The sequence below is a fragment of the Clostridium sp. LBM24168 genome, from assembly GCF_052953915.1.
This window is the reverse complement of sequence record NZ_CP196861.1, coordinates 2,894,895-2,921,317: the sequence shown is the minus strand read 5'-3', so window position 1 is coordinate 2,921,317 and position 26,423 is coordinate 2,894,895. Positions and strand designations below refer to the sequence as shown.

The 26,423-nt window shown below is 29.4% G+C and carries 28 protein-coding genes, 3 tRNA genes and 1 other annotated feature; of the genes, 24 read left to right on the top strand and 7 right to left on the bottom strand.

Annotated elements, in window-relative coordinates:
* Positions 1-55: 55 nt before the first annotated feature.
* From rpsF to ACSVC9_RS14520, 9 genes are all read left to right on the top strand, one after another.
* Positions 56-346: a 30S ribosomal protein S6 gene (gene rpsF / locus ACSVC9_RS14560; protein WP_446898150.1), complete on the top strand. Its 291-nt coding sequence runs from the start codon at positions 56-58 to the stop codon at positions 344-346.
* A gap of 12 nt (positions 347-358) precedes the next feature.
* Complete coding sequence (locus tag ACSVC9_RS14555) at positions 359-811, top strand: single-stranded DNA-binding protein (RefSeq protein ID WP_446898149.1); 453 nt, start codon at positions 359-361, stop codon at positions 809-811.
* Between the two features lie 20 nt (positions 812-831).
* Positions 832-1,089, top strand: coding sequence for a 30S ribosomal protein S18 (gene rpsR, locus ACSVC9_RS14550; RefSeq protein ID WP_446898148.1), 258 nt, complete (start codon positions 832-834; stop codon positions 1,087-1,089).
* Positions 1,090-1,265: 176 nt separating this feature from the next.
* Positions 1,266-1,580 carry a MazG-like family protein gene (locus tag ACSVC9_RS14545; RefSeq protein WP_446899871.1) on the top strand — a complete coding sequence of 105 codons (315 nt, stop codon included), beginning with the start codon at positions 1,266-1,268 and terminating at the stop codon, positions 1,578-1,580.
* 11 nt (positions 1,581-1,591) lie between these two features.
* The gene (locus tag ACSVC9_RS14540; RefSeq protein ID WP_446898147.1) at positions 1,592-2,599 is read left to right on the top strand and encodes a YybS family protein; all 1,008 of its coding nucleotides are present in this window, start codon (positions 1,592-1,594) and stop codon (positions 2,597-2,599) included.
* Positions 2,600-2,611: 12 nt separating this feature from the next.
* Complete coding sequence (locus tag ACSVC9_RS14535; RefSeq protein WP_446898146.1) at positions 2,612-4,630, top strand: DHH family phosphoesterase; 2,019 nt, start codon at positions 2,612-2,614, stop codon at positions 4,628-4,630.
* Positions 4,590-5,033 (top strand): 50S ribosomal protein L9, encoded by a 444-nt coding sequence (gene rplI, locus ACSVC9_RS14530; protein WP_446898145.1) that lies wholly within the window; start codon positions 4,590-4,592, stop codon positions 5,031-5,033. Before ACSVC9_RS14535 ends, rplI begins: the two co-directional genes overlap by 41 nt.
* A 12-nt stretch (positions 5,034-5,045) precedes the next feature.
* Positions 5,046-6,956 carry a Lon family ATP-dependent protease gene (gene lonC, locus ACSVC9_RS14525; RefSeq protein ID WP_446898144.1) on the top strand — a complete coding sequence of 637 codons (1,911 nt, stop codon included), beginning with the start codon at positions 5,046-5,048 and terminating at the stop codon, positions 6,954-6,956.
* A gap of 34 nt (positions 6,957-6,990) precedes the next feature.
* The gene (locus ACSVC9_RS14520) at positions 6,991-8,325 is read left to right on the top strand and encodes a replicative DNA helicase (RefSeq protein ID WP_446898143.1); all 1,335 of its coding nucleotides are present in this window, start codon (positions 6,991-6,993) and stop codon (positions 8,323-8,325) included.
* A gap of 92 nt (positions 8,326-8,417) precedes the next feature.
* Here the strand turns inward: ACSVC9_RS14520 and hsp18 are convergent, their stop codons facing one another.
* Positions 8,418-8,864: a heat shock protein Hsp18 gene (gene hsp18 / locus ACSVC9_RS14515; protein ID WP_446898142.1), complete on the bottom strand. Its 447-nt coding sequence runs from the start codon at positions 8,862-8,864 to the stop codon at positions 8,418-8,420.
* A gap of 286 nt (positions 8,865-9,150) precedes the next feature.
* Between hsp18 and ACSVC9_RS14510 the strand changes: the two genes are divergently transcribed.
* Together ACSVC9_RS14510 and ACSVC9_RS14505 are read left to right on the top strand one after the other, a co-directional pair.
* Positions 9,151-9,226, top strand: a tRNA-Thr gene (locus ACSVC9_RS14510).
* Between the two features lie 82 nt (positions 9,227-9,308).
* The gene (locus tag ACSVC9_RS14505; protein WP_446898141.1) at positions 9,309-9,725 is read left to right on the top strand and encodes a phage integrase SAM-like domain-containing protein; all 417 of its coding nucleotides are present in this window, start codon (positions 9,309-9,311) and stop codon (positions 9,723-9,725) included.
* 323 nt (positions 9,726-10,048) lie between these two features.
* Here ACSVC9_RS14505 and ACSVC9_RS14500 read toward each other — a convergent pair whose 3' ends face one another.
* A complete protein-coding gene (locus tag ACSVC9_RS14500; protein WP_446899870.1) occupies positions 10,049-10,339 on the bottom strand; it encodes a GNAT family N-acetyltransferase in 291 nt (96 codons plus the stop codon).
* Positions 10,324-10,575, bottom strand: a complete 252-nt coding sequence (locus ACSVC9_RS14495) for a hypothetical protein (protein WP_446898140.1) — start codon at positions 10,573-10,575, stop codon at positions 10,324-10,326. The genes ACSVC9_RS14500 and ACSVC9_RS14495 overlap by 16 nt, the downstream gene beginning before the upstream one ends.
* Positions 10,576-10,944: 369 nt before the next feature.
* Here ACSVC9_RS14495 and ACSVC9_RS14490 point away from each other — a divergent pair, with 369 nt between their 5' ends.
* Positions 10,945-11,433 carry a siphovirus Gp157 family protein gene (locus ACSVC9_RS14490; RefSeq protein WP_446898139.1) on the top strand — a complete coding sequence of 163 codons (489 nt, stop codon included), beginning with the start codon at positions 10,945-10,947 and terminating at the stop codon, positions 11,431-11,433.
* Positions 11,434-11,580: 147 nt separating this feature from the next.
* Here ACSVC9_RS14490 and ACSVC9_RS14485 read toward each other — a convergent pair whose 3' ends face one another.
* Positions 11,581-11,817: a hypothetical protein gene (locus tag ACSVC9_RS14485; protein ID WP_446898138.1), complete on the bottom strand. Its 237-nt coding sequence runs from the start codon at positions 11,815-11,817 to the stop codon at positions 11,581-11,583.
* Positions 11,818-12,345: 528 nt separating this feature from the next.
* On the opposite strand from ACSVC9_RS14485, the gene ACSVC9_RS14480 reads away from it, so the two are divergent.
* Positions 12,346-12,486, top strand: coding sequence for a hypothetical protein (locus ACSVC9_RS14480; protein WP_446898137.1), 141 nt, complete (start codon positions 12,346-12,348; stop codon positions 12,484-12,486).
* Positions 12,487-12,939: 453 nt separating this feature from the next.
* On the opposite strand, the gene ACSVC9_RS14475 is transcribed toward ACSVC9_RS14480, so the two are convergent.
* Positions 12,940-13,101 carry a hypothetical protein gene (locus tag ACSVC9_RS14475; RefSeq protein ID WP_446898136.1) on the bottom strand — a complete coding sequence of 54 codons (162 nt, stop codon included), beginning with the start codon at positions 13,099-13,101 and terminating at the stop codon, positions 12,940-12,942.
* A 320-nt stretch (positions 13,102-13,421) separates the two neighbouring features.
* Here ACSVC9_RS14475 and ACSVC9_RS14470 point away from each other — a divergent pair, with 320 nt between their 5' ends.
* Positions 13,422-14,477, top strand: a complete 1,056-nt coding sequence (locus ACSVC9_RS14470) for an acyltransferase family protein (RefSeq protein WP_446898135.1) — start codon at positions 13,422-13,424, stop codon at positions 14,475-14,477.
* An 18-nt stretch (positions 14,478-14,495) separates the two neighbouring features.
* Here the strand turns inward: ACSVC9_RS14470 and ACSVC9_RS14465 are convergent, their stop codons facing one another.
* Positions 14,496-15,176: a GDSL-type esterase/lipase family protein gene (locus ACSVC9_RS14465; protein ID WP_446898134.1), complete on the bottom strand. Its 681-nt coding sequence runs from the start codon at positions 15,174-15,176 to the stop codon at positions 14,496-14,498.
* A 253-nt stretch (positions 15,177-15,429) separates the two neighbouring features.
* Between ACSVC9_RS14465 and ACSVC9_RS14460 the strand changes: the two genes are divergently transcribed.
* The 5 genes from ACSVC9_RS14460 to ACSVC9_RS14440 all read left to right on the top strand — a co-directional run bounded on the left by ACSVC9_RS14460 (position 15,430) and on the right by ACSVC9_RS14440 (position 19,898).
* Complete coding sequence (locus tag ACSVC9_RS14460) at positions 15,430-16,896, top strand: MBOAT family O-acyltransferase (RefSeq protein ID WP_446898133.1); 1,467 nt, start codon at positions 15,430-15,432, stop codon at positions 16,894-16,896.
* 11 nt (positions 16,897-16,907) lie between these two features.
* Entirely contained in the window at positions 16,908-17,969 is a 1,062-nt protein-coding gene (locus tag ACSVC9_RS14455; protein ID WP_446898132.1) for a hypothetical protein, read from the top strand.
* 52 nt (positions 17,970-18,021) lie between these two features.
* Positions 18,022-18,220: a binding site (T-box leader), on the top strand.
* Between the two features lie 52 nt (positions 18,221-18,272).
* Positions 18,273-19,553 carry a serine--tRNA ligase gene (gene serS / locus ACSVC9_RS14450; protein WP_446898131.1) on the top strand — a complete coding sequence of 427 codons (1,281 nt, stop codon included), beginning with the start codon at positions 18,273-18,275 and terminating at the stop codon, positions 19,551-19,553.
* Positions 19,554-19,694: 141 nt separating this feature from the next.
* Positions 19,695-19,785 (top strand) — tRNA-Ser (locus ACSVC9_RS14445).
* A gap of 22 nt (positions 19,786-19,807) precedes the next feature.
* Positions 19,808-19,898 (top strand) — tRNA-Ser (locus ACSVC9_RS14440).
* 318 nt (positions 19,899-20,216) lie between these two features.
* Here the strand turns inward: ACSVC9_RS14440 and ACSVC9_RS14435 are convergent.
* Positions 20,217-21,176 (bottom strand): substrate-binding domain-containing protein, encoded by a 960-nt coding sequence (locus tag ACSVC9_RS14435; protein WP_446898130.1) that lies wholly within the window; start codon positions 21,174-21,176, stop codon positions 20,217-20,219.
* 476 nt (positions 21,177-21,652) lie between these two features.
* On the opposite strand from ACSVC9_RS14435, the gene nifH reads away from it, so the two are divergent.
* The 5 genes from nifH (at position 21,653) to nifK (ending at position 26,373) form a co-directional block, all read left to right on the top strand.
* A complete protein-coding gene (gene nifH, locus ACSVC9_RS14430) occupies positions 21,653-22,474 on the top strand; it encodes a nitrogenase iron protein (RefSeq protein WP_446898129.1) in 822 nt (273 codons plus the stop codon).
* Positions 22,475-22,627: 153 nt separating this feature from the next.
* A complete protein-coding gene (locus ACSVC9_RS14425) occupies positions 22,628-22,954 on the top strand; it encodes a P-II family nitrogen regulator (RefSeq protein WP_446898128.1) in 327 nt (108 codons plus the stop codon).
* A gap of 15 nt (positions 22,955-22,969) precedes the next feature.
* A complete protein-coding gene (locus ACSVC9_RS14420; RefSeq protein ID WP_446898127.1) occupies positions 22,970-23,362 on the top strand; it encodes a P-II family nitrogen regulator in 393 nt (130 codons plus the stop codon).
* Between the two features lie 21 nt (positions 23,363-23,383).
* Positions 23,384-25,012 (top strand): nitrogenase molybdenum-iron protein alpha chain, encoded by a 1,629-nt coding sequence (gene nifD / locus ACSVC9_RS14415; protein WP_446898126.1) that lies wholly within the window; start codon positions 23,384-23,386, stop codon positions 25,010-25,012.
* Complete coding sequence (gene nifK / locus ACSVC9_RS14410; RefSeq protein WP_446898125.1) at positions 25,012-26,373, top strand: nitrogenase molybdenum-iron protein subunit beta; 1,362 nt, start codon at positions 25,012-25,014, stop codon at positions 26,371-26,373. Before nifD ends, nifK begins: the two co-directional genes overlap by 1 nt.
* Positions 26,374-26,423 lie beyond the last annotated feature (50 nt).

Genomic DNA, 26,423 nt, shown 5'->3' with positions numbered 1-26,423 from the left:
TGTGAAAATAGTATAAATCACAGCCGCTAGTCCAGGGGGAGGAGGTGAAAATCTAATGAGAAAATACGAAACTATATTTATATTGCAACCATCATTAGACGAAGAAGCATTTAAGTCTAATGTTGAAAAGTTTAAGGGTGTAATAGAAAATGGCGGAGGAGTAATAGATAACGTTGATATTTGGGGCAAAAGAAAACTTGCATATGAGATAAATAAAATCAATGAAGGATATTATACTTTAATAAATTTTAGTGCTGAACCTGAATTACCAAAAGAATTAGACAGAGTATTCAGAATTACAGATAGTGTTATAAGACACATAATAGTAAATGATGATAAAAAATAGGTGGTGTTTTAATTGAACAGAGTTGTTTTAATTGGGAGATTAACTAAAGATCCCGAGTTAAGATTTACACCAGGTAATGGTACGGCGGTTACCACCTTTACATTGGCCGTTGACAGAAGGTTTTCTAAAGCTAAGGATGGACAGAGAGAAGCTGATTTTATACCCATTGTTGTATGGGGAAAACAGGCTGAATCTACAGCAAATTATATGAGTAAAGGTAAACTTATAGGTATTGGTGGTAGAATTCAAACTGGAAGTTATGAGGCTAAAGACGGCACGAGGAGATATACTACTGAAGTTATTGCAGATGAAGTGCAATTTTTGGAATGGGGAGATAAATCCCAAAGTGTTCCTGGTAGTATGAAAACTTCTCAATCTGATAATTTTGGAAATACTCAAGGTTTTAATGAAAATGATTATGGAGATGATATAACTCCGGTAGATGATGGAGATATACCATTTTAATATGGTAAGGAGGGAAAGTTATGCCTAATAATAGAGAAAATGGAAGAAGAAATTCAGGAAAAATGAGAAGAGCAAAAAGGAAAGTTTGTGCATTTTGTATGGATAAATCTGAATCTATAGATTATAAAGATATAAATAAATTAAGAAAATATGTAACTGAAAGAGGAAAGATTCTTCCAAGAAGAATCTCTGGTAATTGTGCTAAGCATCAGAGAGAGCTTACTGAAGCTATAAAAAGAGCAAGAAATATAGCATTATTGCCGTTTACAACAGAATAATGAGTTTGTGTTGTATGGGATCATTAGCATATATATGTTAATGATCTTTATTTTTATAAAAAGGATAAAGGTGGATATAATTAACTATACAAATGTTATAAATAGATGTGCTTTTGTTGCATAAATCTGTAAAAATTATTAAAATGGATAATAAGAGACAAAAGGGGATGATGGATGTGAAAAGGGAAGATTTCAATATAATGTATAATGTAAAAATAATAGAAGAATTAAAGGCAGATCTTCTATGTACTGTAGGAGATTTTTTTAAACTACTTACAAGAGGAAGTAATGTAATGAATCAAACTATACTGGATTGTATTTCCGGGGCAATAATAATATTGTATTTATTGGCAGGTAGATTAGGATATTCACACACTGCCGTAGATGAAACAATGAAAAAGAAACTAAAGACTGGTATAATTGAAGAAGATGAAATAGAGAAAAATGGAAAGGACCTTACTAAATTATATAATCATATTAAAGAAAGATAGTGGAGGTAGGTATGCAAAATAAAAATTATAATGTAAGAGCTGTAGTAGAAGCAGGATTAATTACTGCTTTTATAGTAGTATTAATGTTGATATGTATATATATACCTGTATTTTCGATTTTTACAAACTTTGTCCTTCCCATACCAATAGCAGTATTATATATCAAACAAAATTATAAAGTTACTCTAATTTCTATTATAGTTAGTGCAATTCTTATATCTATACTATATAATCCAATAACAGCAATATCTTCTATATCCCTTGTAGGCTTATCAGGAATTACATTTGGTTATTGTATTAAGAATAAAAAAAATTTTACTACAACAATTTTATTAACATCGTTAGCTATTTTTATAGGAATGGTTATTTTTCTTGCAGTTTATATAGCAATTATGAGTAATGGAGGAATATATAGCTTTATAAGTGACAGCATAACAAAAATAATTATAAACCCTTTAAAGGAATCTATTAAAATAAATAAAGAAATATATATTAAAATGAAGTTATCTATAGATCAGCTTAGTTATATGGAGAATCTTATATCTTCAATTACCCCTGAATATATAATGAGAATTATTCCAGCATTTATATTGATAAATTCTGTTTTTACAGCTTATTTAAATTATTTAATAGGTAATAGTATACTTAAAAAGTTAAATTTTGATATTGTACATATAAAACCATTTAATAATATATACATGAGTACTAGGATAGGGACTGCAGCAGTACTTATGCTTGTTGTAGGTTTAATTCTTAACAGAAACAATATGGAATTAGCACATTATTTTATAAATTCATCAGGAATAGTATTACAGTTTATATTTATAGTAGATGGGCTTGCTTTAAGTGCATATTATTTAAAACGTAAGACTAATATATCAAATACACTTATTGCTATAATTTTGATAGTAACTATTTTTATTGGATTGTATTTTATTTATATTGTTCTAGGGTTTATAGATATGATAATAGATTTTAGAAAATTAGATCCTTACAGAATTAAAAAAAATAATAAGTAGGAGGATTACTTTATGGAAAGCAGCAATAATCATTTTGTTAAAAATAACAGAATTTATATGATAATAATTGCAATACTTATAATGATTATAATACTGTATAGGCATATAATTATTGGTATAATAGCTGCAGGTCTATATGTATTTCTTATAGTTTACAATGTAAAGAATACAAAGCAGAGGAAAAATGAATGGAAAATATTTATTGAAAAATTTTCTTCTAAATTGGATATAATTACGAGAAATACTCTTGTAAAATTGCCATCCCCATTAGTTATAACAAATATAGATGGTGAAATACTCTGGTATAATCAAAAGTTTTCAGAGATTCTAAAAGACAGAGATATATCAGGAGCAAATATAAATAATATTATAGAAGGATTTAATTTTAAGCAGTCTATAAAGGCAAATATATTTAGGAATGTAAAATTAATTGACAGATACTATAATATATATATAAATAAATTAAGTACTTCAGAAGATTATAAGGATGATATAGTACTTTTATATTTTTATGATACTACAGATTTAGTTAAAATCATGAATTCTATAGATGAAGAAAATTGCACTATTATGTTAATTGAAGTAGACAATTTTGATGATGTACTTAAAACTATTGAAGAAGATAAAAGGCCACTTATAATAGCAGAAATAGAAAGAACCATAAATACTTATGCGCAACAATTAAAAGCTATGGTTAGAAAATATGAACCAAATAAATATATACTTTCAGTTCAAAATAAATATATAAAAGAACAAATGGAAAATAAATTTAAGATATTGGATGTTATGAGAAGAATAGATAAAGGAAATAAAATGCCAATTACTCTTAGTATTGGTGTTGGATACAAAGGAAAGACACCTATTGAAAGTGAAAATTATTCAGCATCTGCAAAGGAATTAGCTCTTAGTAGAGGTGGTGATCAAGCTGTTGTAAAAAATGGAGATAAGCTTTTATTTTATGGTGGTAAAACCCAAGAAGTAGGCAAGAGAACAAAAGTAAAAGCAAGAGTAATAGCACATGCTCTTGTAGGAATGATAAATGATAGTAGTAAGGTATTTATAATGGGGCATAAAAAACCAGATATTGATTGCCTGGGAGCAGCAGTTGGTATTTATAATGTAATAAATGCATTAAAAAAGGAATGCTACATTATATTGGATGATATAAATCTGAGTATAAAACCAATATTTGATAAAATAAAAAATGATGCAGATTATAAAAATGTATTTGTTCATAGTAAAAATTGTCATGAAAAAATAAGTAAAAGTAGTCTTTTAATAATTGTGGATGTTCACAGCAAAAGTTATGTTCAAGACATGAAATTGGTTGAAAAGTTTGATAGAATAGTTATTATAGATCATCATAGAAAGGCTCCAGATTATATAGAAAAGAATATTATAAGTTATATTGAGCCTTATGCCTCATCTACATCTGAAATGATTACAGAGATGTTACCATATATGTTAAGTAGCCCTAAACTAAAGGTTATAGAGGCAGAAGCGCTTTTAGCAGGTATTTGTGTAGATACTAAAAATTTCTATTTTAAAACTGGAGTGAGAACTTTTGAAGCTGCCTCGTTTTTAAGAGAAGCAGGAGCTGACACTATTGATATAAAAAAATTTTTTTCTTATGATTTGGAAACCTATTTGAATAGAGCTGAAATCATACGTTCAGCTCAAATTTATAATAATATTGCTGTAGCTGTATGTCCGGTAAAAATAGAAGATACTGTATTAGCAGCACAAGCTGCGGATGAATTGTTAAACATTACAGGTATTCAAGCTTCCTTTGTTCTTGTTAAAATAAAAGATGAGATATTTATAAGTGGAAGATCTCTTGGTGATGTTAATGTTCAACTTATACTTGAATCTCTAGGCGGGGGAGGGCATATGACAATGGCAGGAGCAAGATTAAAATCTTCCAATGAAGAGGAGGTTTTAAAAATATTGAAAAAGGCTATTGATAATTATATTAAGGAGGTAAAGAATAATGAAAGTTATACTGATAAAAGACGTGAAATCATTAGGTAAAAAAGGTGATGTAGTAAATGCTTCTGATGGATATGTAAGAAATTTTTTATTCCCAAAGGGCTATGCAAAAGAAGCAAATCAAACAAACCTTCATATTTTAAATAATCAAAAAGAAGCAGAGAGAAAACAAAGGCTAGAAGAAGTAGAAGCTGCACAAAAGTTAGCTCAGAAGTTAAAAGGAAAAGAGATAGTACTTCAAGTAAAATCTGGCGAAAATGGAAGATTGTTTGGAGCTATAACTGGTAAAGATATATCTGATAAATTAAATTCAGAATTTGGAATGGAAATTGATAAAAAGAAAATAGTTATGGATAACATAAAAAAAGTTGGAATCTATAATATTGAAGTAAAATTGTATCCTGAAATATCTGCTAAGATAAATGTAGTCATTGAAGGTAAATAAGGAGGAAAATTGGTGAAATTGCAATCTATTGATGGATTAAATAAAGAGATAGAAGGGAATAATATACCTTTAGAAAGTCAAGTTAATACGCTATATGATATAATGAATCAGGTAATTAACGAAAGGACTATAAAGTCTAGAATTAATATATATAAGCTTCAAAGTTATATAAAAAGTAATGATATGTACAGAAAACTATATGCAATAAATAAAATAGTGACTAATGGAAGTGGAATTTCAGAAATACCTGATGAGTCTGATATTGATATAGCACTTGGAGAAACTAATAAGTGTTTGGCAGACCTCCTTACAAGAAGATATGTAAAAAACAGAATTGAACAACAAGTAGAAAAAAATCTTGTTGAAAAGCAAGATAAATATATGGACGAGGTTAGACTTAGTATAATAAAGAAACAAAAAGGTCCTGAAAATGCTAAAACGTTAAAGAGGTATGCTCAACTCGAAGTTTTGGATTCAAAAAAATTAAATAAAAATATACAAGAACTTTTGAGGCCAGAATCTTTTAATGAGATTATAGGGCAGAAAAGGGCAATTCAATCTATATTATCAAAAATAGCATCGCCATATCCACAGCATATAATATTATATGGTCCTCCAGGAGTGGGAAAGACTACAGCAGCAAGAATTGCTCTTGAGGAAGCTAAAAAATTAAAGTATACTCCATTTAATAGAGATGCAAAATTTGTTGAGGTTGATGGCACTACTTTAAGATGGGATCCGAGAGAAATTACTAATCCCCTTTTAGGTTCTGTGCATGATCCCATATATCAAGGTACTAAAAGGGATCTGGCAGAAACAGGAATACCTGAACCCAAACTTGGTCTTGTGACGGAGGCTCACGGTGGTATTCTATTCATTGATGAAATAGGGGAACTTGATGATATGCTTCAAAACAAGCTTTTAAAAGTGCTAGAGGATAAAAGAGTTGAGTTCTCTTCTTCTTATTATGATCCAGATGATGAAAATACACCGAAATACATAAAATACCTTTTTGAAAAAGGTGCACCGGCAGATTTTGTACTTATAGGAGCCACCACGAGAGAACCGACAGAGATAAATTCTGCATTAAGATCTAGGTGTACAGAGGTATATTTTGAGCCTCTTACTGCTTTAGATATACAGGCTATTGTAAAAAATGCATCACAGAAGCTTAATATAGAATTGGAATCCGGAGTGGCAGAACTTATAAGTAGATATACTATTGAAGGAAGAAAAGCTATTAATATATTATCTGATGTCTATGGATATGTTTTGTATAAACATAATTTAAAAAATAGTTTGAAAAGGGATGGAAGTATAAAAATTTCTATAGATGACTTGAATAAAATTATATCTATAGGAAGACTTATACCATTTGACAATTTGGATATAGATAAAAAATATGAAGTAGGGCATATTTATGGATTGGGTGTAAGTGGATATATAGGATCAACTATAGAAATAGAAGCAGTTGCTTTCCAGGCAAAAGAAAAAGGAAAAGGAATAGTAAGATTTAATGATACGGCAGGAAGTATGGCAAAGGATTCTGTATTTAATGCTGCATCAGTAATAAGAGAAATAGCAGATAAAAATATAAGTGATTATGATATACATGTTAATGCTATAGGAGGGGGCAGAATAGATGGACCTTCTGCTGGAGCGGCTATAACAATTTGTATTATAAGTGCACTTTTGAATAAACCTTTAAGGCAGGATATGGCTATTACAGGTGAAATATCTTTAAGGGGTAAAATAAAACCTGTGGGAGGAATATTTGAAAAAGTTTATGGAGCTAGAAGAAAGGGAATGAAGTTAATAGTTATACCAAAAGACAACTTTAAAGAAGTACCAGAAGATATTCCAGATATAAAAGTTAAAGCGGTAGATAATATTAATGAACTTATTAAGATAGTTTTTAAATAGATATGCTAATAAAACTGAGGAGAGATGGTTTTATATGGATGCGCCTTTTAGAAGTATGCCCCACAATATAGAAGCTGAACAGAGTGTAATAGGTTCTATGCTTATAGATAAAACATCCATTGCACAATCCATGGAAATTTTAAAACCTGAAGATTTTTATAAGGATGCGCACAAAGTTATATTTGAATCTATATTGGATTTATATCAGAAAGATATCGCTGTAGATATAATAACTTTGACTGAGAATCTGAAGTCTAAAAATAAATTGGAATCAGCCGGAGGAATAACTTATATAAGCGAACTTGGGGGATCTGTTATCTCAACTGTTAATTTACAATCTTATATAAAAATTGTGAAAGATAAATCCATACTTAGAAATCTTATTAAGTCGTGTACTGGTATAATAGAAGAAAGTTATAAAAATCAGGATGATGTATCTAACATTATTGATTTGGCAGAGAAATCTATTTTTGATTTGTCTAGTGATAGAGACACTTCTGATTTTGAGTCTATAAATACAGTACTTGAAAGAGGCTTTTTAGAAATAGAAAGATTGTTCAATAATAAAGGCCAAACTACAGGAGTAATATCTGGTTTTAGGGAATTGGATGCTAAAACATCAGGATTTCAAAAGGGAGATATGGTACTTATAGCAGCAAGACCTTCTATGGGTAAAACTACATTTGCTTTGAATATAGCAGAGTATGCATCATTAAGGGAAGGAAAGAAAGTAGCTATGTTTTCTCTTGAAATGTCTAAAGAGCAATTGGCTTATAAGTTGTTATGTTCTGAAGCACATGTTGATATGCTAAATCTTAGAACTGGAAATCTAAGCGATAAAGATTGGGAAAATATTGCAAAAGCATCAGGACCACTTGCAGCAGCTGACATATTTATAGATGATACTGCAGCTATATCTATTATGGAAATGAGATCAAAATGTAGAAGGCTAAAAATAGAGCATGGAATAGATCTCATAATCATAGATTATCTTCAATTAATGAATGGAGGTAAAGGTTCTGAAAATAGACAGCAAGAAGTATCTGAAATATCTAGATCAATTAAAGCGCTTGCTAAAGAAATGCAATGTCCAATTATTGCACTTTCACAATTATCGCGTGCTCCAGAGTCAAGAACGGATCATAGACCTATGTTGTCAGATCTTAGGGAGTCAGGGTCCATTGAGCAAGATGCCGATATTGTAATGTTTTTATATAGGGATGAATATTATGATAAAGAAACGGAAGATAGAAATGTAGCTGAATGTATTATTGCTAAGCAAAGAAATGGTCCAACAGGAACTATAAAGTTGGCTTGGCTTGGTCAATTCAGCAAATTTGGTAATCTTGATGTAATTCATCAGGAGTAGATTATTGTAAAATTTAGTAAAAGGAAAGCCATAAAGCCACTGAGAGTCATTTTCTCAGTGGCTTTATGGCTAGTTGTAGTGAAAAGCCTTTTTTAATTTATATCAATTTTAGTGTCTTCTTTAGGTCCTTTTTCAAGTTTTGGAAGATTAATTTTTAAAACTCCATTTTCAAAAGATGCAGATATAGTATTTTTATCTACATTATCAACATAAAAGCTTCTTCTAAATTCACCATAACTTCGTTCTTGTCTTACATAATTTTCATTTTTTTCTTCCCTAGAATTATCTCTTTTAGCTGATATTGTTAAATAGTTGTCACTATAATCTAGATCTATAGATTCTTTTTTTATTCCAGGAAGATCAGCTTCTATTAAATAGGCATCATCAGTTTCTTTGAGATCAACTTTAAATCCATTGCCAAAGCCATGTATATTGAGTGGTGCGAAGAAATCATTGTTGAAAAATGAGTTAAAAAAGTTTTCCAAATCAACTCCTTTTTTTAAAGAATTATCTTTTCTGAATGGAACCATATCAAACATATTAACTACCTCCTAAATTTTATTTAATTATTTTTTTATATTAAGTAATCCTTATTACAGTTATTATAATACAATAATAGTCAAAGAAAGTCAAAGTCGATAAAGTTAAGATTTACCTTCAAATCCTGTAATAATTTGAGTATTATATATATAATTTATTATTAATAAATTATATATATATATACGTCAATATTTTGGAATATTAACGTATATATGAAATAGTAGATTCATATTTATAATTTTTTTGATTAAAATTGTTTTTTGTATTATAATTATAATGTTGTTTGCTCCTATAGCTCAGATGGTAGAGCAATTGATTCGTAATCAAGAGGTCGGAGGTTCGACTCCTCTTGGGAGCACCAGATGGTTTACAGGTAACACAGACCTTCTATTTGTTGTTTGAAATGACAATGAATAGAAGGCCTGTTTTTTATACAGATAAAGTTGAATAAAAAAATAATAGACAAGACTCTGGGCGAAGGTTTCAACGATTATATTTTATATTGTAAAGCTCGAAATCTTAAACTTGCCATAATACATCACTGCAAGGGTATAATCAAGATTATTTATAAATTTTTTAAATCATCAATGAAAATCAAAACAATCACTCCTGAAACTATTCAACAATTTATTTTATTTCTAAAAACTAAAACAAAAGAAAATGAAGTGAGTATAAAAACCAGTATTGTAACATTGAGGGCAATTCTTTATTATTTCATGCGTTTGGATTATATGGAAACTTTCAAAATTCACACTATTAAAGTAGATAAGAAAGTAATAGAAACTTATACAGATGAAGAACTAGCGTTATTACCTAAAAAAACTAATATGAAAAAAAATATATATTATATACTCTCATAAGGTTACTTATATCTATTGGTTTTCCAAGGCCAGCATAGAATACTAAATTATTGTCATTATATAAATTTCTTGTCTTTTAACAGTTTCATCAATACATAATTGAAAAATTAAAAACTTTTATTAGAAAATCTGGGATTTGATAAATATAAAGCAAATAGAAAAGTTGAAAATAAAAAGACAAGAATAATTAAATATGAGGAAATAAAGTATCTATGTTTAAAAATAATGTTGAAAACATGTGAATTTTAGGGAAGTCATTTTCAACTTTCTTAAATTTGCTCTTAAAGAAAATTGTGTACTTGCTTTATTGTAGATAATGTTTATTAGTAGTTGAAAATATGAATCCAATACCTTCGAGTTAATATTTGTTTTCCGTTTACCTTATTTTCAAGTTTATTTTCTAACAGTCCACCATTTTTTTCTATAATTTTGGACGAACCTATATTATCGTCATTGCAAGTAATAAGCACATCATGTAAATTCATAGATTTTGATTTTAATAATGCTTGACGTAATAATTCGGTTCCATAACCTTTATTCCATTTTGAATATCTAACTCCGTATCCAATATGTCCACCACGCTTTAGCAGTTCATCAGTTAATTTGTGACGAATAGAAACTTCTCCAGTAAATTCTCCGTTTTCAATAAGCCAAAAATAATTGCTTGGACATGATCTTCTGGTATGTTATTTCCAGTGCGGTAACGCTGAAATTTATCAAAAATATCACACTGATTTGGATCTGAAAAATCATATGTTTGCACATTGTTTTGTTTATATTCTTTTATAGATTCAACATATGATAAAAAATATTTAACTGATGGCACTACCAATTCTACCTTATCAGACATAATTATTCCTACCCTTCAATATAGTTGTTCTATATCTAAGTATAACTCATATAATGGTAGATTTGTTATTAAAATATAATATTTTAGTTTTGACTCAAAGTGTTCAAGAATATGAAAGACTAATAAATGTATCACTATTTTTGATGAATGTAGAAAGAGAGAGAATATATATTAAAAAGGATAAATGAAAATAAATAAAATTTTTATATATAAATAATGTACGCCTAATATAATTTAAATGGGCAAAAAACACTAATGGATTCTAAACTTTTAATAACTTTGAATCATTGAGTGCATATTAATGTGATAATCGAGCAAAATAAATTTATAAAATCTTTTATAAATGGAATTTTAGGAGGTTTGATTTTTATGAGCAAATTGTATGAGATAAGTGCAAGATACAAGAACATTCAGGAGCTTTTAGATAATCCTGAATGTTCGGATGAAAATGTGAAGAAAGCACTTGATAGTATAGGAGAGGAATTCGATACAAAAGCAGAAAATGTGGCCAAGGTTATAAGTTCCATGTCTGTAGATACAGAGGGAATCAAGAAGGAGATAGAAAGGCTGCAGGAGAGAAAAAAAGCTGTAGAAAATAAAGTGAGTGGACTGAAGAATTATATTTATGAGCATATGCAGGCTACAGGAAAGAAAAAAATCAAAGGTACATTGTTTACACTTTCAATTCAGAAAAATACTCCTAGTTTAAATGTGATAGATGAGGATGCCGTACCTGTGCAGTATAAGATATATCAAGCATCCAAGCTGGACAAGAAGGCTATACTCCAAGACTTGAAGCAGGGAAAAAAAATAGGTGGTGTTGAGATAAAACAGAGTACAAGTTTAAGAATAAAATAGATGAAAAATTGGTTATGGAAAATATAATAATGGTAAGGTAGGATTGGGATATAGGTATAAATAACTCTTTAGTATTTCAACTTATGATTAATGATTTGAATAATCAGTAAAAGATACACAGATAGAGTACTACCCATGTACCACAAGTTATTTTTTGAGGCTTTTAATTTGTTCTCTAAGATCCTTGATTTGAATTTGATTTTCTTTTAAGGATTTGAGATTATCCTGTTGAGCAGCAATGATAAGTATATTAGCTGCAATGGCAGTTAAAAAATTACCTAATACGTTATTATCGCTAGATGATTTTCCTTCTGTAAGTTCAATAGCAATCAAATTTGATAAAATAGATAATTCTTCAGGTGTTATTGAGTCAAAAATTGACATTATAATTCACCTCAAAATTAGTATATTAAACTATTTAAATATAGTTACATTTATAATATAAAGAAAAAGCCAGGGGTGAAGTCCTGGCATGAAGATATTAATAAAAGAGCATAAAAATATTTTTTGGTATAGGAATTTTTATGGAAGAATTTAAACACTGGGGATTTATCATCCCCAGCATAAAGGTAAATATCAATATTCTTTTAGTAAGATATTTTAGGTTATGTAAAACTTAAAATATTTAGAGAAATAGATACATTGATAACCTTATATAAATATGATGTGCAGAATTTAATTTATTATTCTGATAATTTTAGGTATTTACTATTTTACAATAAAAATGACAGGTATAATACAAGAAGTATTAGGTTTTGAAAATTGCACTAAAAAAACCAGGGATAAAAGTCCCTGGCAAAAATGTAAAAATTATTGGGGTATCTCAAATATCATGTGCAGAAATCAATTTATTATACATGGAAAATTAAAAAACAGGTAAAAATATGACAGAAAAGAGCATTATGAAAGAAATTGAAAAGTTCAAGAATAAGCTGGAAATATCTAATAACAAAGCTCCCTGTAGCTTATACTGTAAATAAAGTAAATTCCAATATATTATGTGATGGCATTTCAACTAGAGATTGGGTGCTATTTATTTTAACTTGTGATTAATATATTCTTAACAGTATAAAGTTAAAATAATAATTAAAGTTACAACCTAGATAACATTTATTATAATAGTTCCCTATAACAAAGTAGGCATTTTGCAATAGCACCTCGAATGCCTACTTTTTTTGTTTATTTATAGAGTAATATGTTTTATTATAGACAATCAATAAATATATGAAATAATTTTGTCAAGAGATAAACTTTTATAGTACGATATTATGTGTAAAAATTTTATTTTAAGTGTATAAAGTATTGCTAGTACTGTTCCAACTGGTGGATAGAATACAGTTGGAACAGTTAAATATAAATATTTCAAGAGATATGGTTTAGTATAAGAATACTGACTATGGTCTTTCTCTTATAAAAAAGTAAAAAGACTATCTTAAGTTATGAATATATAAGTTGTTCTAATTCCTTACAATCATTTTTTAATTGAGTATCTAAAAGTCATTTATTTTATTGTGTATTATTAATAAATCGTTGTATGGATTTTAGGTTGTCTTTTTTTACATTTAGACTTCTTTCCATAAAATATTTTAGATCATCATCCTCTACCATGGGAACATTACTATTTAGCTTTCTTAATGTTTCATATGGTTCTAGTTTCGTAGAGTGCATAATATCACCTCCAAGATTAATTACAAGACTTAGTTTGGCAATAAAATATAGATATTATGCATATATGTCTTTTAATATATTTATAATTCTATTGATAAAGTAAATATATGTAGAAATGTTATTAATATTTTAGCAATATTAGAATGTTAATAAATTATAAAATAATTTCTGCCCATTAATTTATTAGTTTAGACACAACAAAAAGGTCAATGTATTCTATATGATGTTCATTATATTTAAATTTAGTTAATTAATATAACACCTTATTGTAACAATGTAACTATATAATAGATAAATAAATATATGAATGGATTTATGATATGACAGCATATTATAAGGAATGGAGCTTGATTATGGATATCGAACTTAATATGAATTCAACAAAATATAGAAGCTGTTATTTTGACAATTTAAAATTCCTTCTGATTACTTTAGTAGTAATTGGACATACTATTGAGCCATTGATTGGCTTATATTCAAATGCCAAATTAATATATAATTTTATATATTCTTTTCATATGCCTCTTTTTGTTTTTATTTCAGGCTATTTTTCAAAAAATATCAATAGTGATAAAAAAAATTTTTTAAAAATTAATAGTATCTTTATAGCTTATATTATTTTTCAATTACTATATTCTTTATTTAATATATATATACTTAAAATAGAGAGCTTTAAGATTACTTTTATTTATCCATATTGGATTATGTGGTATCTTCTTTCACTTTTTACATGGAATCTGATATTACCATATTTTTCTAAAGTTAGATATCCTATTATAATAGCAATTGCTGTTTCTATATTATGTGGATATGATAGTAATATTGGATACTATTTAAGTTTATCAAGAACTATAATATTTTTTCCATATTTTTTAGTAGGTTACTTTTGCCAAAGATGTCATATAGATATCATAAAAAAATATATTAGAAAAAAGTATGCTATTTTGGGTTTATTCATTATTTTTCTACTAATGTATTTATTAAATGATATAATTGATTATAGATGGTTCTATGGTAGTTTCACATATGAACAATTAAATAGTTTAATTTATCCTAAGTATGTAGTACGTATACTTACATATATCTTAGCTACAGCTATATCTGTTTTTGTGTTAATTTTAATTCCAAACAAAAATTTGTTTTTTACAAAATTTGGTTCGAGAACTGTGGCTGTATATGTCTTTCATGGTTTCATTATTAAGATATTAGTTAAATACAACTTTTTTGATTATATAAATTCTTTTATAAGTGAAGTATTTATTATCATACTTTCACTTCTTATTGTAATAGTGCTTTCTTCCAAATTTATTAATAAAATTACTAAAATAATACTTCATCCGGAAATTTTTAAACAAATAAATTTGAATAAAATTTAAGATAAGATTGTATTAGTACTAGTTAATGTATTTTTTTACTTCATTTTTCCATATTAGATATCCATGACCATTTAAATGAGTTCCATCATAAGTATATTTACTTGATAATTTATTGTATTTTACAAATTTATGAAATAAATCTATATATATAATTTTATTATTACTTAATTTTTGCAATTCTTCATTTAAGAGTGTAACGTCTTTATTGGACTTAATATGGTTATTGGGCAAGATGCTTTCAATGTAAATAATCGTATTTGGAGAATTATTCCTTATTTGATTTAAAATTTGTTTATAATTACTCAATATATATGCAATATCTTTTTTATGTAAAAGATCATTAATTCCTATCATCAAAAATATTTTTTTAGGGTATCCCTTAGTAATTGTATTTACCCTATTTAGAACACCATTTGTAGTATCTCCATCAATACCTCTATTTTTTATATTGGGATTATTAAATATTTCCTCCCATTCAGATCTATTTGTAAGGCTATCTCCTAAAAATATAATGTCTCCGCTTTTTATGTTTAAAGTTTCAAATTGACTTTGCTTTGATAAATAATATGCATTTTTTGTGATAATTTCTTTTTGTAAAATCTGTGGCTTATGATTCCTATAAATTACATATATACTAGAAAATATAAGAAGTATATTCAATAATATAGATATAAAGCATATAATATTCTTTTTTCCCATCTTTATGCCTCCATACTAATATCCATATTAATTACAGTACTTAATAGAAATTACTTTTTTATAGTATATCTGATATATAGATAATTGTCCAATACATTTAAAGCTATTTCAATATTGATTTTTACAGTATAGTTATTGGGACTGTCACTAATTTGACATATAGATATAATAATATATAGTAGTATGTATATTTTATATACTACTATATTTAAATAATATTTAATATTTGTAACTAATGAGGAGGTACTATAATTTGTACTTTAATTCAATACAGTTTCTAATTTTTTTCCCAATAGTAACCATTGTTTATTTTCTTATACCACATAAGGTACGATGGGTGTGGCTTCTTATAGCAAGTTATTATTTTTATATGAGTCATAATCCTAAATATGTGTTTTTAATTATTATATCTACAATAATTACATATACTAGCGGACTACTAATAGAAAAAGCAAATAAAGTAAAGATAAAAAAATTATTGGTATTCCTGAGTATATCAAGTAATGTGGGTATTCTAGCACTGTTTAAATATTATAATTTTTTTACTACAATTATTGTACGTTTTTTTTCTCAATTTAATATTACTATAAATGTGCCATCGTTTGATTTTTTATTGCCATTAGGAATTTCATTTTACACATTTCAGGCCTTAAGCTATACCATCGATGTATATAGGAAAGATATTAAGGCAGAAAAAAATTTGGCGAAGTATGCTTTATTTGTATCATTTTTTCCTCAATTGTTGTCAGGACCCATTCAGAAATCAAAGAACTTCATACATCAAATTAATGAAAAACATTATTTTGATTATAATAGAGTAAAAAATGGACTACTTTTAATGTTATGGGGATATTTTCAAAAAATTATGATTGCAGATAGATTAGGGCAAGTAGTAAATACGGTATATAGTAGTCCCGGGAATTATAGAGGATTTGAGATAATAATAGCCACGGTATTTTTTGCTTTTCAGCTTTACTGTGATTTTTCATCATATTCTAATATAGCAATAGGTGCAGCTGAAGTTATGGGATTCAGGTTATCCAAAAATTTTGAAAGACCATATTTTTCAAAATCAATAAGGGAATTTTGGAAACGATGGCATATGTCACTTACTAGTTGGTTTATGGATTATTTATACTTCCCATTAGGAGGAAGTAGATGCAGTAAGTTAAGAACTTACTTTAATGTTATGGTTGTATTCTTGGTAAGTGGTCTGTGGCATGGTGCAGGTTTTACTTTTATAATTTGGGGATTTCTACATGGAATGTATTATGTGATTGGAAATATACTTAGTCCTATAAAAAAGAATATCATAAAAAAATTCAATATCAAAACAACTACCTTTGTATATAAATTAATTCAAGTAGTGATTAACTTCGTATTAATTGATTTTGCATGGTTGTTCTTTAGAGCAACTTCATTTAGAAATTCTATCATATTAATAAAAAATATGTTATATTTTAATCCATCAATATTTGTAGATGGTTCGTTGTACAAACTTGGGTTAGATCAACCTAATTTTTTAGTTGCATTATTTGGACTGATTATAATTTTTGTAGCAGATTTAATGCAAAGAAAAGTAAGTCTGAGAGATGAATTGTTAAAAAAGAATATTGTATTGAGATGGTCCGTATATTTAACATCAATAGTAGTTATATTAATATTTGGTATATATGGAGAAGAATATAATGTTCAACAGTTTATATATTCTAGATTCTAGGAGGCACACTTGTGATTAAAAAGGCGATTATAAAATTTTTAATTCTTTCTACTTTTTTAGTGTTTATAATTTATCTTATTACGCCATTATTTATATTAAAAACAAATCATCGTGGTAAATTAATTGAAGGATTGTATAATCATACAGGGGATGCCTATGATGTTGTTTTAATGGGAGGAAGTCATATGAATAGTGGAATAGACCCTAATATACTATGGCATTATTATGGAATAACAAGTTTTAATTATGCTACAGGTGGGCAATCTATAGATGTAACTTATTATATTTTAAAGGAAGTTTTGAAAAATCATAAGAATCCTATTGTAGTAGTTGATGCTTATTATTTGACAAGAACTGCCGAGTATGGTGATAAAGGATATATAAGTAATGCCATTGATAATATGAAGTTTTCTTTAAATAAGATAGACCTAATTAGAAATTGTACACCACTTAGGGATAGAGTAAGTTACATATTTCCAATTTTAAAATACCATTATAGATGGAATGAATTAACACATAGGGATTTAAACTATAATAGTGCTGAGGAATATTATGCAAAAGGATTTTCTGCTGGAACCAAGATATATGGGAAGGATGATTCAACTTATAATCAAAATTCAAAAACAATTTCTGAAACAGTAAATCTTCCACCTAAATCAGAACTTTATTTAAATAAGATTATACAACTATGTAAAAATAATGGTTTAAAATTAATTTTGGTAAATACACCTTGTGATTATAATGCGGATTCTGGATCAAACGCTTGGTCTAAGCAGAAGGCTAAATTGTTTAATAAAGTCATGGAAATTGCGAAAAAAAATGATATTCAGTTTATAAATTATAACGATAAAATGGACGAAATAGGATTTGATTTCAAAAATGAAATGTATAACTCAGATCATTTAAATATTAAAGGCTCTATTAAGGTTAGTAAGGATTTTGGAAATTTCTTAAAAGAGAATTATAAATTGAAAGATCATCGTAATGATGGTAGGTATTATCAATGGAATATTGACTACAAATATTCGCAAGCAGCAAAATATACGTCAGATAAAGATGCAATAGTAAAGTAATAGCTATTTTGTTGACATAAAAATGTATTTCATATATAATTAAGGCAAAAATTAGTTTCCTATGAAGAGTTCAGTAATAATACTACAAATTTAAGAGAATCAGTATTTTGGTGCAAACTGATATTGTAACATTATGAATCCAGCTTGGAGGTAGTTGTTAAATTCAGCTCGGTATAACCGTTATATTTTCAAGAGAATCAGATATTGTCTGGTTAAATTAGGGTGGCAACGCGGAGATTTTCGTCCCTTTATAGGGATAGAAACTCCTTTTTTGTGTTTATAAATTTAAGGAGGACTGTATAGATGTTAGATTTAAAAAGAATAAGAAATAATCCAGAGGAAATAAAAAAACTTTTATCAAATAGAGGAGAAGATTTTGATTTGTCTGATATAGATGAAGTTGTAGAGCTAGATCAGAATAGAAGGAATATTTTAGTTGAAGTTGAAGAATTGAAAAAAAATAGAAATGAAGCATCATCTAATATAGCCAAAATGAAAAAAAATGGAAAAAATGTAGATGATCTTTTGTCTGAAATGAAAAGACTATCTGAAAAAATAAAGGAATATGATGTTAATCTTTCAAAGATTGATGATAAAATACAATATATAATGCTTAGAATACCTAATATACCGAATCCACAAGTTCCAGATGGAAAATCTGATGCTGATAATGTAGAGATAAGACGGTGGCATGAACCAACTAAATTTGATTTTGAACCTAAAGCACATTGGGATATTGGTGTAGATCTGAATATACTGGATTTTGAAAGAGCTGGAAAAGTTTCGGGTTCAAGATTTACTTTTTATAGAGGATTGGGAGCAAGACTTGAAAGGGCAATTATAAGTTATTTTTTAGATGTCCATACTGAAAAACATGGATATGAAGAAATATTGCCGCCATATATGGTTAATAGAACAAGTATGACAGGTACAGGTCAGCTTCCAAAATTTGAGGAAGATGCTTTTAGAATTGCAAATAATGACTACTTTCTAATACCTACAGCTGAAGTTCCAGTAACAAATTTATATAGGAATGAAATTTTAAAAGGTGATGATTTACCTATAAAACATGTAGCCTATAGTGCATGTTTTAGATCAGAAGCAGGTTCTGCAGGAAGGGATACTAGGGGACTTGTAAGACAGCATCAATTTAACAAAGTTGAACTTGTTAAATTTGCAAAGCCAGAACAATCTTATGAGGAACTTGAAAAGTTAACAAAAGATGCTGAGGATGTACTTCAAGGATTGAAATTACCATATAGAGTAGTAAGAATATGTAAAGGTGATCTTGGTTTTACAGCGGCACTTAAATATGATATAGAAGTTTGGATGCCAAGTTATAATAGATATGTAGAAATATCAAGCTGTAGTAATTTCGAGGATTTTCAGGCAAGACGTGCAAATATAAAATATAAAGAAACTCCAAAGGATAAGCCTAAATATGTTCATACCTTAAATGGTTCAGGAGTAGCTATAGGGAGAACTGTTGCGGCTATACTTGAAAATTATCAGAAAAAAGACGGAACTGTTGAGATACCGGAAGTACTTAAGCCTTATATGGCAGGAAAAGAAGTAATAAAGTAAATTAATGAAAGTCCATTAAAGAGCAATACTTTTTTGGACTTTTTTACTTTAGATTTTGCTTGACAGTTTAATGTTTCTATATTATAATAATTTCTGTTGTTGTCATTACAGTAGAGGCATCTGAATAATATAAAATGATATGGAAAGATGGTCGAGTTGGTTTAAGGCACCGGTCTTGAAAACCGGCGTACGGGTGACCGTACCAAGGGTTCGAATCCCTTTCTTTCCGCCATTTAATTTATTTTGTAGGACATGGAGAAATACTCAAGTGGCTGAAGAGGCGCCCCTGCTAAGGGCGTAGGTCGGGTGACCGGCGCGAGGGTTCAAATCCCTCTTTCTCCGCCATAGGTTCCATTAAGATTTATTAAAATGTATTCAATCAAGGAAGTTATCCAGTAAACTGGTTGCTTCTTTTTTTCGTTCTTCAGATACATGAACATAAGTTTTTTGTTTATAATTAATATGTGAGAGGATGCAAAGAAAATTAGATTTATATTTTTTAATTTTGGCCCCTTTAATTATTAAGTACATTACGTATATATATATGACTATTTATTAAATGAATAGTTCCCCGCTTGAAGCCCCGGTTAATTCTGGGGTTTCACCTTTTTAAAAATAAATATATCAATCCCGTCAATATGGAAATTGATATATTTTAAAAATCTATAATTCAGCTATAATATTACCTGTTTCAGTTAAATCGTATCCCCCTATTCCAAGCAGCTCAGATTTAAATTCATCTGAGCGTATTATATCTATTATTGTTTTAAATGGGGATTTATCTATATCTTCTTTTTTTATGACCAATTCATATCTTTCTTTCTGGAGCGGTATAAAATCTATGTTTTTAACTTGAAGACTTGTTTTTTCATTACCTAAAGCTAAATCTGCCCCTCCTCTTGCTACAGTACTTGCTACAGCAAGATGAGAAAAACATTCTCTATTGTATCCGTTTATGGATTTTCCATCTATATTAAGTAAACGAAGGTGTTCATCCAATAGAATTCTGGTTCCACATCCTTTTTCCCTATTTATTATAGTTAAATCAGATCTCTTTAAGTCATTCCAGTCCTGAATTTTTTTTGGGTTTCCCTTGGATACGTAAAAACCCTGCATTCTACAAGCTAAATGGATTATTACTGTAGGGATACCAGGAATTAATCTTCTTACAAAAGGAATATTGTACTGTCCTGACTCTCCATCCCATAGATGTGCTGTGGCCACCTGTATTTTGCCAAGATATAGAGCTAATAATCCGTTATAGCTTCCTACATATGAACGGAAAGTTCTAATATTAGGTGAGTAAAGTTCTATATATCTAGATAAAATATCAAGAAGTACATCCTGACCGCATATTATAAAATCATTACTGTTACCAATATTTTGTTGAGAAAAAATATCTACATATTCCAGATTGTCGTTTTTGACGGGATTAAATTGAATGGTCTTGATATTTTTAGTCTTATTCTTGTAGTTTTCTACATCCTTTAGGTCTACCCTAATTTTTTTACCAACCTTGTAGCCATTTAATTCGCCTCTTTTAATTAATTCGTAAACTGTATTTTTAGCTATTTTTAACATTTCAGCCACTTCTTGTGGAGTTAAAGCTGTATTCTCTAACATAAAGTTACCTCCTCTCATATATGAGTATGATAAAGAGTCAGCAAAAAGTAATATATAATTTTAAGTTTATGTATTATTTATAATGATTTTAATACATATCCCATAAAAATACAACTTTATTTAATTGGAGCTATATTTTTTATAATAAAAATAATATCTACATATTATATAAGATTATAAAATGAGATAAAACATAATAAATTTTATAACTAAGTTATTATATAATACAACATAAATAAATATGACAGTATAAAATTTATTAGAAAACGTTATCGGTGAATAGTTATTAAAATAATAATTAATTCGGTTTTATTTAATAATATAACATTTACAATAGGCATATTTTAATAAATTGCTAAAAAAAGTATTGTATTTTTGAATTAAATGTGATATATTTGGTTATAAATTATTAAGGACTTTAATTTTGAGGCATAAAATTTAAGTTTTAAAAATCTAAAAATAAGGGAGAATGGAAAATGAGACAAGTAGCTATTTATGGAAAAGGTGGAATAGGAAAATCCACAACAACACAAAATCTTACTTCAGGACTGGCAGAGATGGGAAAGCATGTTATGGTAGTAGGATGTGACCCTAAGGCAGATTCTACTAGGCTTCTTTTGGGTGGACTAGCTCAAAGAACAGTTCTCGATACATTGAGAGAAGAGGGAGAAGATGTTGATCTGGATTCAATATTGAAGACAGGTTTTGGAGGAATAAAATGTGTTGAATCCGGCGGGCCGGAGCCTGGAGTTGGATGTGCAGGAAGAGGAATAATAACTTCAATAAATATGCTTGAGCAGCTTGGAGCATATACCGACGATCTGGATTATGTTTTCTATGATGTACTTGGAGATGTTGTATGTGGAGGATTTGCAATGCCAATACGTGAAGGAAAAGCACAGGAAATATATATAGTAGCCAGCGGTGAAATGATGGCAATGTATGCAGCAAACAACATATCAAAAGGTATAAGCAAGTTTGCAAATGCAGGTGGAGTAAGATTAGGCGGTATCATATGCAACAGCAGAAAGGTTGCAAATGAGTATGAATTGCTTGATGCATTTGCTAAAAAACTGGGAAGTCAGTTGATATACTTTGTACCGAGAAGTCCGGAGGTTACAAAAGCAGAAATAAACAAGCAGACTGTCATCCAGTATGATCCAAAAGCTAAACAGGCAGATGAATACAGAGCATTGGCTAAGGCTATAGATGGAAATGACATGTTTGTAATACCAAAGCCTATGGCACAGGAAGATCTGGAAGCAATAATGATGGAATATGGTCTTATGGATGCATAAATATGAATGTAGAATTTAGAAAAGAAAAGTTTAGAAAAGGGAATGTATCTCTTGAATCATAATTTAAATTAAAGAGATACACAAAAAAATATTAGAATCAGCTAAATTCTAATAACTATTATATTTTAACACAGAAAAGGGGAGTGTTCAATAATGTTAATGGTAAAAGCTATTATAAGACCGGAAAAAGTTACAACTGTGCTTTCTGAATTATGTGATGCTGGATTTCCTGCAGTTACTAAATTTGATGTAGTTGGTAGAGGTAAACAAAGAGGAGTAAAAGTCGGCGAGGTATTTTATGATGAAATTCCAAAACAGATGCTGCTTATAGTAATAAAAGACGAGGATAAAGACGATATTGTAAAAATCATTACTAAAAATGCTAAAACTGGTAGCAGGGGAGCCTTTGGAGATGGAAAGATATTCATAGCTCCTGTAGAAGAAGTATATACGATAAGTTCAGGTACAAGCGGATTATAAAAGGAGGAATGCAGTATGAAAGAAGTTATTGCTATCATTAGAATGAATATGGTAGGTAAGACAAAGGATGCTCTTGCCGAAGCTGGATTTCCTTCTATTACATGTAAAACAGTACTTGGACGGGGGAAGAAAAAAGTAAATTTTTCTTTAATAAAAAGTTATGTATCTGAAGAAGATGTAGTAGCTGAAACTGATAAAAAAGTTATAGAACAGATATCCGAGGTTCATAGATTGATTTCAAAGAGATTAATTGTAATATTGACAAAGGATGAGGATGCAAAAAAAGTTGTAGATACTATAATAGAAACAAATAAAACAGGAAATCCTGGCGATGGAAAAATATTTGTCTCAAATGTTACAGATGCCTTAAGAATAAGGACAGAAGAAACAGGGGATGCAGCTATTTAATTTTTATGAAAGGATGATTTTATGAAAAAGGAATTAAGTCAGATTATTGATGAAGTTTTAGAACCATATCCGGCTAAAACATATAAGAAAAGAAAAAAGCATATTGTTGTAAAAACGGAAGAGGACCAGAGTCCGGTTATTGCAGCTAATATAAGAACCATACCAGGAGTAATTACAGGAAGAGGATGTTGCTATGCTGGATGTAAGGGAGTTGTTATGGGACCTATCAAAGATATGGTTCACATAACTCATGGACCAGTAGGATGCTCTTTTTATACCTGGGGCGGAAGAAGATTTAAATCAAAGCCAGAAGAAGGTGGACAAAATTTCAATGAATATGTTTTTGGTACTGATATGCAGGAGCAAAATATAGTATTTGGTGGAGTCGGCAAATTACAGAAAGCTATAGACGAAGCAGTTGAAATTTTTCATCCAAAGGCTGTAGGAATATATGCAACATGCCCTGTTGGACTTATTGGAGATGATATACAGGCAGTTGCAGCTGCATCACAGAAAAAGTACGGTATACCAGTACTTGCTTTCAGCTGTGAGGGTTATAAAGGAGTAACTCAGTCAGCAGGCCATCATATAGCAAACAATACTGTTATGAGTGATATAATCGGGACAGGAACTCATGAGCATAAAAAATACTCCATAAATTTACTTGGAGAGTACAATATTGGCGGAGATTCATGGGAAATTGAAAGAATTCTCAATAAGATAGGATATAATGTTGTAGCAACGCTTACCGGTGATGCAAGTTATGAACAAATTCAGAATGCACACACGGCAGATGTTAATTTGGTTCAGTGTTACAGGTCAATTAACTATATAGCTGGCATGATGAATACTAAATATGGTATTCCATGGATCAAATGTAACTTCATAGGTGTTAAAGGTACGATTGATACTTTAAGAGAATTGGCAAAGGTCTTTGATGATCCATATCTGTACAAGAAAACAGAAGAGGTAATTGAGGAAGAGCTCGGTGAAATTGAAGCAGATATAAATTATTATAGAGAAAAACTCAAAGGAAGAACAGCTTGTTTATATGTTGGAGGTTCAAGGGCTCAGACATATCAGGTATTGCTTGAGGATCTTGGAATAAAAACTATTCTTGCAGGACATGAATTTGGTCATCGAGATGACTATGAAGGAAGTGAGGTCATTCCGACGATAAAAGTAGATGCAGATAGTAAGAATATACCTGAAATAACAGTCCATAAGGACGAAGAAAAATATCATGTCATAATTCCTAACGAAAGAGCTGAGGCTCTTAAGGCAGAAGGACTTCCTCTGGAATATTATGGCGGTCTTGTAAAGCAAATGGATAATGATACTATAATGATAGATGATATAAATGGTCATGAATTGGAAAAATTCATAAAAGAACTTCATCCTGACATGTTTTTGACAGGAATAAAAGAAAAATATGTTATTGAAAAGATGGGTGTATTGTCAAGACAGCTTCATTCTTATGATTATACAGGTCCATATGCAGGATTTAAAGGTGCAGTAATATTTGCAAGGGAACTTGCAAGAGGAGTTCATACACCAGCATGGAAGTATTTGACTCCACCATGGAAAAAAGAACCATTGATAGATGGAGAAGTAGCTGATGAAGTAGCTGTTTCAGGAGGTGGAAAATAATGTTAGATGCAACACCAAAAAAATTAGTAGAAAGAAAGGCTTTAAGAATAAATCCAGCTAAGACCTGTCAGCCAGTTGGAGCTATGTATGCAGCTTTCGGAATTCATAATTGTCTGCCGCACAGTCACGGATCACAGGGATGCTGTTCTTATCACAGGACGGTTCTTTCAAGACATTTTAAAGAGCCTGCAATGGCTTCTTCAAGTTCATTTACAGAAGGAGCTTGTGTATTCGGGGGAGGAGCAAATATCAAAACAGCAGTAAAAAATATATTTGCAATGTATAATCCGGATATAATAGCTATACACACAACATGTCTTTCAGAAACAATAGGAGATGACTTGCCTACTTACATGAGAGATATGCAGATACCTGAAGGAAAGTATGTTATTCATACTAATACTCCAAGTTATGTTGGATCCCATGTTACTGGATTTTCAAATATGGTAAGAAGCATGGTTGATTATCTTTCAGTTAACAGCGGAAAGAAAAACGGCAAAATCAATATAATACCTGGATTTGTAGGACCTGCCGACATGAAAGAAATGAAGAGAATATTCAAGCTTATGGATATTCCATATATAATATTCCCTGATACTAATGGAGTATTTGATGTTCCAAATACAGGAGATTATAAAATATTTCCTAAGGGCGGAGCAAAGATTGAAGATATAATAGATGCAGGAAATTCAGATTCAACTATAGCTTTTGGAAGTTTTGCTTCAGAAGATGCAGCTAAGAAGCTTGAAACAAAGTGTAAAGTACCTTTTAATACACTGGAAGCTCCTATTGGAATTGATGCAATGGATGAACTTTTGATGAAATTGGTCAAATTGACAGGAAAGGCTGTACCTGAAGAATTAGAAGAAGAAAGAGGTCAGCTGCTTGATCTTATGCTTGACAGCGCTCAGTATTTCAATGGTAGGAAAGTAGCTATAGCAGGAGATCCTGATGTTGTTATTTCATTGACTCAATTTGTACTGGCATTGGGTATGATACCAAAATACGTTATAACAGGAACTCCAGGCAAAGCATTTGAGAACAAAATCAATGCAATGCTGGACAAGACTGGAGTAGAAGGTATAGTTAAAGCCAATACAGATTTGTTTGAATTACACCAGTTGATAAAAAATGGAGGAGTAGATTTGCTGATAGCAAATACTTACGGGAAATTCATTGCAAGGGAAGAAGATATACCATTTGTTAGATTTGGATTCCCAGTAATGGACAGATATGGACATCAGTATACTCCAAAAGTTGGATATAGCGGTGCAATAAAGCTGGTTGAATCAATGTGTAATGCTATGCTGGACAAAGTAGAAAGAGAATGTGCAGAAGAAGACTTTGAAGTAGTAAGGTAAAGAAATTAATTGTTTTGAATTCAGGATGTTTTCATCCTGAATTCACTTTA

Bases quoted from the DNA above. Each gene is read 5' to 3' on its own strand.
- rpsF (WP_446898150.1), top strand. From the start codon at position 56: ATGAGAAAATACGAAACTATATTTATATTGCAACCATCATTAGACGAA.
- rpsR (WP_446898148.1), top strand. From the start codon at position 832: ATGCCTAATAATAGAGAAAATGGAAGAAGAAATTCAGGAAAAATGAGA.
- ACSVC9_RS14540 (WP_446898147.1), top strand. From the start codon at position 1,592: ATGCAAAATAAAAATTATAATGTAAGAGCTGTAGTAGAAGCAGGATTA.
- ACSVC9_RS14535 (WP_446898146.1), top strand. From the start codon at position 2,612: ATGGAAAGCAGCAATAATCATTTTGTTAAAAATAACAGAATTTATATG.
- rplI (WP_446898145.1), top strand. From the start codon at position 4,590: ATGAAAGTTATACTGATAAAAGACGTGAAATCATTAGGTAAAAAAGGT.
- ACSVC9_RS14520 (WP_446898143.1), top strand. From the start codon at position 6,991: ATGGATGCGCCTTTTAGAAGTATGCCCCACAATATAGAAGCTGAACAG.
- hsp18 (WP_446898142.1), bottom strand. From the start codon at position 8,864: ATGTTTGATATGGTTCCATTCAGAAAAGATAATTCTTTAAAAAAAGGA.
- ACSVC9_RS14495 (WP_446898140.1), bottom strand. From the start codon at position 10,575: ATGTCTGATAAGGTAGAATTGGTAGTGCCATCAGTTAAATATTTTTTA.
- ACSVC9_RS14490 (WP_446898139.1), top strand. From the start codon at position 10,945: ATGAGCAAATTGTATGAGATAAGTGCAAGATACAAGAACATTCAGGAG.
- ACSVC9_RS14485 (WP_446898138.1), bottom strand. From the start codon at position 11,817: ATGTCAATTTTTGACTCAATAACACCTGAAGAATTATCTATTTTATCA.
- ACSVC9_RS14475 (WP_446898136.1), bottom strand. From the start codon at position 13,101: ATGCACTCTACGAAACTAGAACCATATGAAACATTAAGAAAGCTAAAT.
- ACSVC9_RS14470 (WP_446898135.1), top strand. From the start codon at position 13,422: ATGACAGCATATTATAAGGAATGGAGCTTGATTATGGATATCGAACTT.
- ACSVC9_RS14465 (WP_446898134.1), bottom strand. From the start codon at position 15,176: ATGGGAAAAAAGAATATTATATGCTTTATATCTATATTATTGAATATA.
- serS (WP_446898131.1), top strand. From the start codon at position 18,273: ATGTTAGATTTAAAAAGAATAAGAAATAATCCAGAGGAAATAAAAAAA.
- ACSVC9_RS14435 (WP_446898130.1), bottom strand. From the start codon at position 21,176: ATGTTAGAGAATACAGCTTTAACTCCACAAGAAGTGGCTGAAATGTTA.
- nifH (WP_446898129.1), top strand. From the start codon at position 21,653: ATGAGACAAGTAGCTATTTATGGAAAAGGTGGAATAGGAAAATCCACA.
- ACSVC9_RS14425 (WP_446898128.1), top strand. From the start codon at position 22,628: ATGTTAATGGTAAAAGCTATTATAAGACCGGAAAAAGTTACAACTGTG.
- ACSVC9_RS14420 (WP_446898127.1), top strand. From the start codon at position 22,970: ATGAAAGAAGTTATTGCTATCATTAGAATGAATATGGTAGGTAAGACA.
- nifD (WP_446898126.1), top strand. From the start codon at position 23,384: ATGAAAAAGGAATTAAGTCAGATTATTGATGAAGTTTTAGAACCATAT.
- nifK (WP_446898125.1), top strand. From the start codon at position 25,012: ATGTTAGATGCAACACCAAAAAAATTAGTAGAAAGAAAGGCTTTAAGA.